The 10,403-nt window shown below is 69.9% G+C and carries 5 protein-coding genes; 2 read left to right on the top strand and 3 right to left on the bottom strand.

Going from position 1 to position 10,403, the window contains the following annotated elements; genetic code table 11:
* Nucleotides 1–260 precede the first annotated feature (260 nt).
* Nucleotides 261–2,852 carry a cyanophycin synthetase gene (gene cphA / locus HNQ01_RS00005; protein ID WP_173803272.1) on the bottom strand — a complete coding sequence of 864 codons (2,592 nt, stop codon included), beginning with the start codon at nt 2,850–2,852 and terminating at the stop codon, nt 261–263.
* A 30-nt stretch (nt 2,853–2,882) separates the two neighbouring features.
* Entirely contained in the window at nt 2,883–5,030 is a 2,148-nt protein-coding gene (locus HNQ01_RS00010; protein ID WP_173803273.1) for a cyanophycin synthetase, read from the bottom strand.
* 177 nt (nt 5,031–5,207) lie between these two features.
* On the opposite strand from HNQ01_RS00010, the gene HNQ01_RS00015 reads away from it, so the two are divergent.
* Both HNQ01_RS00015 and HNQ01_RS00020 read left to right on the top strand, forming a co-directional pair.
* Nucleotides 5,208–7,493 (top strand): cyanophycin metabolism-associated ABC transporter, encoded by a 2,286-nt coding sequence (locus HNQ01_RS00015; protein WP_173803274.1) that lies wholly within the window; start codon nt 5,208–5,210, stop codon nt 7,491–7,493.
* Between the two features lie 16 nt (nt 7,494–7,509).
* Nucleotides 7,510–8,001 carry a cyanophycin metabolism-associated DUF1854 family protein gene (locus HNQ01_RS00020; protein WP_173803275.1) on the top strand — a complete coding sequence of 164 codons (492 nt, stop codon included), beginning with the start codon at nt 7,510–7,512 and terminating at the stop codon, nt 7,999–8,001.
* Nucleotides 8,002–8,018: 17 nt separating this feature from the next.
* Here HNQ01_RS00020 and HNQ01_RS00025 read toward each other — a convergent pair.
* On the bottom strand, nt 8,019–10,403 hold a 2,385-nt coding region (locus HNQ01_RS00025; protein ID WP_173803276.1), incomplete at its 5' end, for a COR domain-containing protein.

Here is a 10,403-nt window from a genome sequence, read left to right on the forward strand (position 1 = left end):
ATCCATGAGCGTTTAAGGTCCCAAGGACCCGGACCCAAAGATCCGAGACACTTCGCCTCTCACGCCCACGCTTATCGGCTGTTGATTTTTAAAGAACTGTCTTCGCCCTGTTTGCTGCGTCGCGTTTCGTTTGTTCTGCAGCAGCGAAGAACGCTATTCTAGTACGAGCTTTTGGGGCCGTGCAAGCCCTTTCGCCAAAAATTTTTCAGGGCCGTCTTGCAGCAAGCCACCGCAGGGGAAGACGGCCCTGGGCCGGGCGTTCAGGCGGTGATGGCGGACGCAGCGGCCTCGCCGCGGATGCGCCGCGCCAGATAGGCCAGAGCCTCCTCGACCTGATCGACCAGGATCAGGCAGAGGTCGCCCGGCTGCAGGCGCTCGAGCGCCAGGTCGATCGCGACGAACTCGCCGCGGATCTCGTCGACCTGCTTCGTGCGGGCCGCGCCCTGCAGGCCCTCGCGCAGCAGCGCCACCACCTCGCCGTCGGCGCGGCCGCGCTGGCAGGCATCCTGATAGAGGATGACGTCGTCGAAGGCGGCGCCCAGGATCTGCGTCTGCTCGCGGATGTCCTGGTCGCGGCGGTCGCCGGCGCCGCTGATGACCACCGAGCGGCGCTGCGCCGGCAGCGCATCGACCGCCGAGACCAGCGCGCGCATCGCGTCCGGGTTGTGGCCGTAGTCGGCGATGACGGTGGCGCCCCGGTAGTCCATGACGTTGAAGCGGCCGGGCGCGTTGTCGGAGTCGTTGACGAAGCTCGACAGCGCGCGGCGGATCGAATCCCAGTCGAGACCCGCTCCCCAGCCGGCGGCGACCGCGGCCATGACGTTCTCGACCTGGAAGCCGATCAGGCCGCCGCGGGTGATCGGGATCTCGCGCAGCGGCAGCAGCTCGCGGCGCGCGCCCTCGGCGGCGACCAGATGATCGCCCTCGACATAGACGCAGCGCCGGCCCTGGGCGCGGTGCGTGGCCATCACCGGATGCTGGCGGTCGGCGGCGAAGAAGATCACCTGGCCGGGGCAGACCGAGGCCATGCCGGCCACGATCGGGTCGGCGGCGTTCAGCACCGCGTAGCCGGTGGTGGCGACGTTCTGCACGATCACGCGCTTGAGCACCGCCAGGTCCTCGACGGTGGTGATGTAGTTCAGGCCGAGGTGGTCGCCGGCGCCGATGTTGGTCACCACCGCCACCTGGCAGCGGTCGAAGCCCAGGCCCTCGCGCAGCACGCCGCCGCGGGCGGTCTCGAAGACCGCCGCGTCCACGTCCGGGTGCATCAGCACGTTGCGCGCACTGCGCGGACCGGAGCAGTCGCCGCTGTCGATCTGGCGACCGTTGACATAGACGCCGTCGGTGTTGGTCATGCCCACGCGCAGGCCGCTGCTGGCGAACAGGTGCGTGATCAGGCGCGCGGTGGTGGTCTTGCCGTTGGTGCCGGTGACGGCGACGACCGGGATGCGGCCGTCGTCGCCGGGCGCGTACATGCTGTCGATCACCGCCTCGCCGACCGCTCGGCCCTTGCCGTAGGACGGCGACAGGTGCATGCGCAGGCCCGGCGCGGCGTTGACCTCGACGATGCCGCCGTCCTGCTCCTCGAGCGGGCGCAGCACGCTCTCGCAGACCACGTCGACGCCGCAGACATGCAGGCCGACCATCTGCGCCGCGCCGACCGCACGCGCGGCGACTTCCGGGTGGACGTCGTCGGTCACGTCGGTGGCGGTGCCGCCAGTGCTGAGGTTGGCGTTGTTGCGCAGGATGACGCGCCGGCCCTTCTCGGGCACCGAGTCGGGCAGCAGGTCCTGCAGCGCCAGCCGTGCGACGGCGATGTCGTCGAAGCGGATCCTGGTCAGCGAGGTGGCGTGGCCGGTGCCGCGACGCGGGTCGGCGTTGACGATCTCGACCAGCTCGCGCACGGTGTGTTCGCCGTCGCCGATGACATGGGGCGGATCGCGGCGGGCCGCGGCCACCAGCCGGTCGCCGACGACCAGCATGCGGAAGTCGCTGCCAGGCAGGTACTTCTCGACCAGCACCTCGCCGATCTCGGCCGCGGTCGCGAAGGCGCGGTCGAGCTGGGCGCGGTCGGTGATGTTGACCGTCACGCCCTTGCCCTGGTTGCCGTCCTGCGGCTTGAGCACCACCGGCAGGCCGATCTCCTCGGCCACGGCCCAGGCCTCGTCGGGCGTGGCGGCCGGGCGGCCGATCGGCACCGGCACGCCGGCGGCGTGCAGCAGCTTCTTGGTCAGGTCCTTGTCCTGCGCAATCGACTCGGACACCGCGCTGGTGGTGTCGACCTCGGCGGCCTGGATGCGGCGCTGGCGCGAGCCCCAGCCGAGCTGGACCAGGCTACCCTGCGTCAGGCGACGGATCGGGATGCCGCGCGCCAGCGCGGCGTTGACGATCGAGCCGGTGCTCGGGCCCAGGCGCACGTCCTCGTCGAGCTCGCGCAGCTCGGCGATTGCCGCGGCGACATCGAACTCGCCGCCGGTCAGCGCCGCGCGCACCAGCGCCTCGGCGTGGCGCAGCGCCAGCCGGCCGACGTCTTCCTCGGTGTATTCGACGACGACCTGGTAGGTGCCTTCCTCGACCGTCACCGAGGTGCGGCTGAAGGTCACCGGGCAGCCGGCCTGGGCCTGCAGCGCCAGCGTCGCGGCCTCGAGCACATGCGCCAGCGACACGTCGGCGCGCTGCGCGCCCACCGGCACCGGACCGATCGCCGGGAACAGCGCGCGCAGGCGGCTCTCGAAGCCCGGCAGGTGGACCAGGGAGCGCTCGGCCGGCTCGCAGGAGACGATCGCCTCGACCGCGGTGTGGCGGCTCCAGAGGTTGGGGCCGCGCAGGGCCCGGATGCGGGAAACGTCCATCAGTGTTCTTCTCCGATCGGGATCAGCAGGTCAGAGCGCGCGCGAGCCGAAGGTCTCGAGGCCGGCGGCCATCAGCTCCGGATTGATGCCCATCGCCCAGGCGGTGGCCAGCGCCGGCAGCGCGACCTCGGGCGTGATCGCGATGCGGCGGCGCACCAGATCGACGCAGACCGTCTCGCTCGCGCCGGTGACCAGCACGATGCGGCCGTCGCGCAGCAGCACGGCGCGGCCGCCCTCGGCGCGGTGGTCGGCCAGCGGCTCGGGCCGGGTCGCGTACAGGATGACCTCGCCGTCGGACAGGCGCGCCATGTCGGCGATGCGCTCGTCGTCGGCATTGAGCACCGCCGCACCCTCGGGCAGCACCACGTCGACCTGCGTGCGCATCACGCGCGGCATCTGCTCGGACTCGCGGATGTCGTGGCGCTCGAGCCGCTCGAAGCCGTCCAGGTCGGTGACCACGCCGACATGGCAGCGGTCGTAGGGCAGGCCGGTGTCGAGGATGACGCCGGCGTCGTTCTCGATCACCACCGCCTGGACCTCGCGGTTCATCAGCAGGCGGTGGCCGCTGTCCCAGTTGGCGCAGTCGCCGCGGCCGACGCGCCGCCCGGCCAGGAACAGGCCGTCGCGGCAGGCCAGCCCGACATGGCGGCCGCCCAGATGCACCAGCCACGCGACGATCTGCGCGATCTGCGAGGTCTGGCGCGAGCCGGCCACGCCGACCACCGGCACGCGGCCGGCGGCATCCTCGGCGAACAGGTGATCGACGATCGCCTGGCCGACCGGGCGCGGCATGCCCTGCGCGGGCTTGAGGTGCATCAGCAGGCCGGGGCCGGCGTTGACCTCGACGATGGCGCCGCCGGTCTCGTGCAACGGACGCGAGATGTCGGTGGTGACCAGGTCGATGCCGGCGATGTCCAGGCCGACGATGCGCGCGGCCAGGCCCACCTGGTAGGCGACATCCGGATGCACGTCGTCGGTGCAGTCGATCGCGACGTTGCCGTTGCGCTGGATCAGCACCTGGCGGCCGGCCTCGGGCACCGAGCCGGCGTCCAGGCCCTGGCGCTCGAGCAGCAGACGGATCACCGGCTCGCGCTCCAGGCGGATCGTCTCGAGCGGGAATTCCTCGGCCTCGCCGCGGCGCGGGTCGGTGTTGAGCTGGACGTCGATCAGCTGCTGCACGCTGGAGCGGCCGTCGCCGGTGACCCACAGCGTCTCGCCGCGCGCGGCGGCGACCACCTGGCCGCCGACGACCAGCACGCGGTGCTCGTCGCCGGGAATGTAGCGCTCGACGATGACCTCGCTGCCCTCGGCGTCGGCCACATGCCAGGCGGCCATGACCTCCTCGCGGGTGCGCAGGTCCAGGCTCACGCCGCGGCCGTGGTTGGCGTCGCTGGGCTTGACCACCACCGGCACGCCGATGTCCTCGGCCTCGTCCCAGGCGGCCTCGGGGCTGTCCGCCACCGCGCCTTCGGGCACCGGCACGCCGCAGGACTTCAGCAGCGTCTTGGTCATGTCCTTGTCGCTGGCGATGCCCTCGGCGATCGCGCTGGTCAGGTCGGTCTCGGCGGTCCAGATGCGGCGCTGCGCCGAGCCGTAGCCGAGCTGCACCAGGTTGCCGTCGTTGAGCCGGATGTGCGGGATGCGGCGATCGGTGGCCGCGCCGACGATGCTGGCGGTGCTGGGACCCAGGTAGCAGTCGTCGATCTTCTCGCGCACCCGCTCGACCGCCGGCTCGACCTCGAAGGCCTCGCCGTTGATCGCGCTCATCAGCAGGCGGTGGCCTTCGGCCAGCGCGGTGCGGGCGACCTGCTCGTCGCGGGCGCGGAAGACCATGCGGTAGACGCCATGCTGCGAGGTGCTGCGCGTCTGGCCGAAGCCGGTGGGCATGCCCGCCAGGTTCAGCAGCTCGATGACCACATGCTCGAGCACATGACCCATCCAGGTGCCTTCCTCCAGGCGCTGCAGGAAGCCGCCGCGCTCGCCCACGCCGCAGTGGTGCTCGACCAGCGCGGGCAGCATCGCGGTCAGCCGGGCGTTGAAGCCGGGCAGCCGGTTCGACGGCCAGTCCTCGAGCTCGCCCAGATCCAGCCAGACCTCGAGCGTCGGACGGTAGGTCCACACGTTGGGGCCGCGCAGGTAGGTGATGCGCAGCAGCTTGATGTCGTCTTTCTTGCTCATGTCCTGCGGAACGGGTCGATCTGTGGTCCGGGAAGAGACTGCATTGTCCTATGCCAGCCGGGCCGGGGGTCAGCGGGAGAGCCCCTTGCCCCGTTGAACGGGTGAAAGCCCGGCCTGGCCGGACGAGGTGCCGGGCGGCATGCGCCAGAATCCGGCAAAGCGAGACATATTCGACACATGCACGACCATTCCGAATCCGCCCGCCCTTCCCGGCCGGCGTCGCTCCTCGAAGGCGAGAACGTCCTGGCCACGCTGGAGGTTGACCTCGACGAGCGTCTTCGCTTCGCGGCAGGGCGGCTGATGCTGAGCGAGCAGCGCCTGATCGGCGACGGTGCGGCCTGGACGCTGCGCCGCGATCTGTCGCTCCGGCACCACGATCATGCCGGCGTCGGCACGCTCGAACTGCACGATCCGGACGGCCGGCTGGCGGTCTGGCGCTTCACGCTGGCGCAGAACGTCCAGGCGCTGCGCCTGGTGCGGGTGTTCGAGCGCCTGATCGAGCGGCTCGCGCACGCCGGCCACGCGCATGACGACGACGAGGACGGCGACCCGACCCGCTGCCCGACCTGCCACGCGCCGCTGCCCCCCGACAGCGACGACTGCGAGATCTGCACCCGCGAGCTGACGACGCCGCCCTCGACCTGGGTGCTGCTGCGGCTGTGGCGCTTCGCGCGGCCCTACCAGTGGACGCTGCTGGCGGGCTTCCTGCTGACGCTGGCCTCGACGGCCGCGACGCTGGTGCCGCCCTACCTGACGATTCCGCTGATGGACGACGTGCTGATCCCGTTCCAGAACGGCCGCTCGATCGACACCACGCATGTCGGCATGCTGCTGGGCGGCCTGCTCGGCTCGGGGCTGCTGGCCTGGGGGCTGAGCTGGGCGCGGACCTGGCTGCTGGCGCTGGTGTCCGAGCGCATCGCCGCCGACCTGCGCACCACCGCCTTCGACCACCTGCTCGGCCTGTCGCTCGACTACTTCGGCGCCAAGCGCACCGGCGACCTGATCGCGCGCATCGGCTCGGAGACCGACCGCATCTCGGTCTTCCTGTCGCTGCACGCGCTGGACTTCGCCACCGACGTGCTGATGCTGGCGATGACCTCGGTGATCCTGTTCTCGATCAACCCGTGGCTGGCGCTGGTGACGCTGCTGCCGCTGCCCTTCATCGCGTGGATGATCCACCTGGTGCGCGACCGGCTGCGCACCGGCTTCGAGAAGATCGACCGCGTCTGGGGCGACGTCACCAACGTGCTGGCCGACACCATTCCGGGCATCCGCGTGGTCAAGGCCTTCGCGCAGGAGTCGCGCGAGTCGCGGCGCTTCCACGAGGCCAACCAGGCCAACCTCGCCGTCAACGACCGCATCAACAAGACCTGGAGCCTGTTCTCGCCCACCGTCACGCTGCTGACCGACATCGGCCTGCTGGTGGTCTGGGGCTTCGGCATCTGGCAGGTCAGCCGCGGCGAGATCACGGTCGGCGTGCTGACCGCCTTCCTGGCCTACATCGGCCGCTTCTACGGCCGGCTCGACTCGATGAGCCGCATCGTCTCGGTGACGCAGAAGGCGGCCTCGGGCGCCAAGCGCATCTTCGACATCCTCGACCATGTCTCGAACGTGCCCGAGCCGGCGCAGCCGGTGCGCATCGAGCGGCTCGAGGGCGCGGTGAAGCTCGAGAACATCGCCTTCCGCTACGGCAGCCGCTCGGTGATCCGCGGCATGAACCTCGACATCCGCCCCGGCGAGATGATCGGCCTGGTCGGCCACTCGGGCTCGGGCAAGAGCACGCTGGTCAACCTGATCTGCCGCTTCTACGACATCACCGACGGCTCGATCCAGGTCGACGGCGTCGACATCCGCCGCTACGCGCTGTCGGACTACCGCCGCCACATCGGCCTGGTGCTGCAGGAGCCCTTCCTCTTCTTCGGCACGGTGGCCGAGAACATCGCCTACGGCCGCCCGGACGCCACGCGCGAGCAGATCATCGCCGCCGCGCGCGCCGCGCACGCGCACGACTTCATCCTGCGCCTGCCGCAGGGCTACGACTCGGTGGTGGGCGAGCGCGGCCAGGGCCTGTCGGGCGGCGAGCGCCAGCGCATCTCGATCGCGCGGGCCCTGCTGATCGACCCGCGCCTGCTGATCCTCGACGAGGCCACCGCCAGCGTCGACACCGAGACCGAGAAGGAGATCCAGAAGGCGCTCGACAACCTGGTGCAGGGCCGCACGACGATCGCCATCGCGCACCGGCTGTCGACGCTGCGCAAGGCCGACCGGCTGGTGGTGATGGACCGCGGCGTGGTGGTCGAGGTCGGCACGCACGACGAGCTGATGGCGCGCCAGGGCCACTACTTCCGCCTCTACGAGGCCCAGGCCCGCCGCACCGAGAGCGACGACGACGGCGAGTCCGAGCACGATCAGGCGCTGCTGGCGCGCCAGATCCCGCAGCCCTCGGCCCACGGCACGAACTGAACCCGAGCAGATCCCGATGTCCACCCCGACCGTCCCCGACGCCCTCCCCGTCTTCACGCTCGAGCGCCACGCCAGCGGCCGCCTGGTCTACACCGGTGCCGACGGCGTGCCGCGCCACGGCGTCACGCCGGTGCGCGCCTTCCCCGTCTCGGCGCCCGAGGCGGGCCTGTCGCTGGTCAGCGCCGAAGGCCACGAGCTGGTCTGGATCGACCGCCCGGCCGCGCTGCCGCCGCCGCTGCGCGCGCTGATCGACGAGGAACTCGCGCACCGCGAGTTCATGCCCGAGATCAGCCGCATCCGCGAGGTCTCGACCTTCTCCACGCCCAGCACCTGGACGGTGGACACCGACCGCGGCCCCACCACGCTGGTGCTGAAGGTCGAGGAAGACATCCGCCGCCTGCCCGGCCGCCGCCTGCTGATCACCAGCGGCCACGGCATCGTCTTCTCGGTGCGCGACATGGGCGCGCTGGACCGGGCGTCGCGGAAGTTTCTGGAGCGGTTTCTCTGAACGGCTGAGCGGCCGGATCAGGCGTTGGCGCGAGCCTCGATCCGCGCAATGGCCGCATCCAGGCTGGCGACCCCGCGCGGCATCAGCACATCGGACACCCAGGCCATGATGTCCGAGACCCGGTGCTGGAAATCCTGGATCGCCAGCCATTCCTCACGGTCGGCGGCACCCATCGCCGTGACGCCGAGTTCGCGGTAAGCCGATTCGAGCGCCGCGTATTCGTCGCGCCAGTGGCGCACATACACCAGTCGATCGCGTGCCCGGTCGATCTTCAGGTCAGGCGGGATCACCGCCACGACGCGGCCCATCAGGTCGGCTCGGTCGCCCTGGCTGCGCTGATACAGGTGCAGCAACTCGCGCATGCAGTTGGTCGAGCGCAGGTACTTGTCGCTGAGCACGACCAGCACGCAGTCGGCCCGGCCGATTTCCGCCATGAAACTGGAAATCCAGTCACCGGTCTGCAGATGGGTCTTGTCGCGCCGGAACGCGAAGCGGTCGGCGGGCAGGCGCTGGCCGACCTCGTCCACGAACGCCTGGCTGGCCGGCTCCCACGCATACGACACGTACACCGGGATCGGCGCGCCGGCCGCGTGGGGCACCGGGCCGGGGGTCAAGCGGGCAAACGGTTCCTGGCCGTTGTCGTCGCCGGGCATGCGCCGGATTTCATTGGGTTCGCCGTTCATCCACTTCACCTCTGGTTTCTGGCCGATGTTGATCCGCTCGATCGACCCGACGACTTCCCGCGCCAGCGCCGCCGCATTCGCCCCGGTCGTCTCGACCGAGATCCACCCGCTGCCCTGTCCGCTCGGGTCCGGCAACTCGCTGCGGATGCGCACGACGCCTGCGGCCCTCTGGTCGTAGAAACACACGCCGTAGCGCCAGTAAACCGCTTGCACGCCCGCCCGTGAGCCGATGCCACACAGCAGCGCACGCAGCACTCCTTCGTGCAGGAAGGCGTAATTCAGCTTCACCTCGGCCTTGGCTTCGGCGCCTTGCCAGAGGCCGGCGATCTGCCCTGCCACCGCGTTTTCCAACGGCAGCAGCGCCAGGGCAACATACGCGTCCTCGGCGATCTGGAAACACGTCTGGCACTTTTCCATCATCGACAGGAAGAGCTTGCGCTCCTCGTCGGTGCGGTTCTGCCAGACCAGCAGCGCCAGCAGTTGCGGCGTGAACCGCCCGTGCTGCAGGCGGATCAGCGGCAGCGCCGAATCCCGGTGCAGCACCGCATACATCCCGTCCAGCGCCCACGCCTGGTCCAGCACGACCTGATCGCCGAACATGCCCTCTTTCCAGAACACCTGCCCGCTGCGGTGCAGATACTCCAGCACGACGCCCGGCACGGCAGTGTGGTGCTGCTCGGCGCACAGGCGCTCGAACTCATCGCGCGGCAGCGTGCGCACGCCCTGCTCGTCACGCATCCGGCGCAGGTCATCGCCGACCGCGACCCAGTTCGCCGGCAGTTGCACCTCGCCGTATCGCTCCAGTTGATACCGCGCCGCCGATTTCAGCTCCAGCATCAGCCGCGCCATGCCATCGCCACGCTTGGCGCTGCAATCGGCCACGCGCAGCCGCTCGAATCCGTGGTCGGCCGGTATCGGCGGCGCCCTGCTCACGTCGAGCTCGCGGTCGCACTGCGTCTGCACGACGATCACCGGCGCCTTCGGCCCCGCCAGCGAGCGCACATATTCCAGCCAGTACCGCAGCGGCCGATTGCGCATCGGCACGCCGTTCTCCTCGAACTCGTCGGTGTTCTCGTGGCTCGGCGTCCACGCGATCACGTACACCGCCCGGTCGTCGAGAAACAGCGCGTGCGTACCCAGGTAGACATCCTGGCCGCCGAAGTCCCAGAAGCGGAGATCGACGGCTTGCTCGGGTGGATCGGCCTCGGTGTCGCCTTCGATCAGGCGGGTCTGGCCAAGGCTGATGCCATGCGTGGACGGGATGGACGCATCGAATCCCTCGCCTTTCAGTCGGCGGCAGATCTGCGTCTTGCCGACGCGGCCGTTGCCGAGGACGAAGAGTTTCAGGTCAGCATTCGAGGCGACACCATCGGCGAGGTCGCGGTGCCAAGCTTTGATGCGGGGAAGGCAATTGTCGGAATAGTCATCTTCTGAGCCTATCTCGACAGGGGCTCCGCCCAACCGATTCGCATACAGCGTCTCCAGTGCAGGCCACCACGTCAGAGGCAAATCTCGGATGCCAACGGGCAATGCCACGGAGTCGCTCACATTGAGCTGCTGCAAACCCGTCAGGCTGCTCAGCCCGCTCACATCCTTCAGTTCACTGCACAAGCTCAGGTCAAGCTGCTGCAAGCCCGTCAGGCTGCTCAGCACGCTCACATCCTTCAGTTGGCTGCACCCGATCAGGTAGAGCTGCTGCAAGCCCGTCAGGCTGCTCAG

Origin of the sequence: Sphaerotilus uruguayifluvii (genome assembly GCF_013294065.1) — a bacterium.
In the GTDB taxonomy this organism is placed as follows: domain Bacteria; phylum Pseudomonadota; class Gammaproteobacteria; order Burkholderiales; family Burkholderiaceae_C; genus Sphaerotilus; species Sphaerotilus uruguayifluvii.

What these genes read in the sequence shown, in the direction of transcription:
- cphA (WP_173803272.1), bottom strand. Translation starts at nt 2,852, where the DNA reads ATGGACGTTTCCCGCATCCGGGCCCTGCGCGGCCCCAACCTCTGGAGC.
- HNQ01_RS00010 (WP_173803273.1), bottom strand. Translation starts at nt 5,030, where the DNA reads ATGAGCAAGAAAGACGACATCAAGCTGCTGCGCATCACCTACCTGCGC.
- HNQ01_RS00015 (WP_173803274.1), top strand. Translation starts at nt 5,208, where the DNA reads ATGCACGACCATTCCGAATCCGCCCGCCCTTCCCGGCCGGCGTCGCTC.
- HNQ01_RS00020 (WP_173803275.1), top strand. Translation starts at nt 7,510, where the DNA reads ATGTCCACCCCGACCGTCCCCGACGCCCTCCCCGTCTTCACGCTCGAG.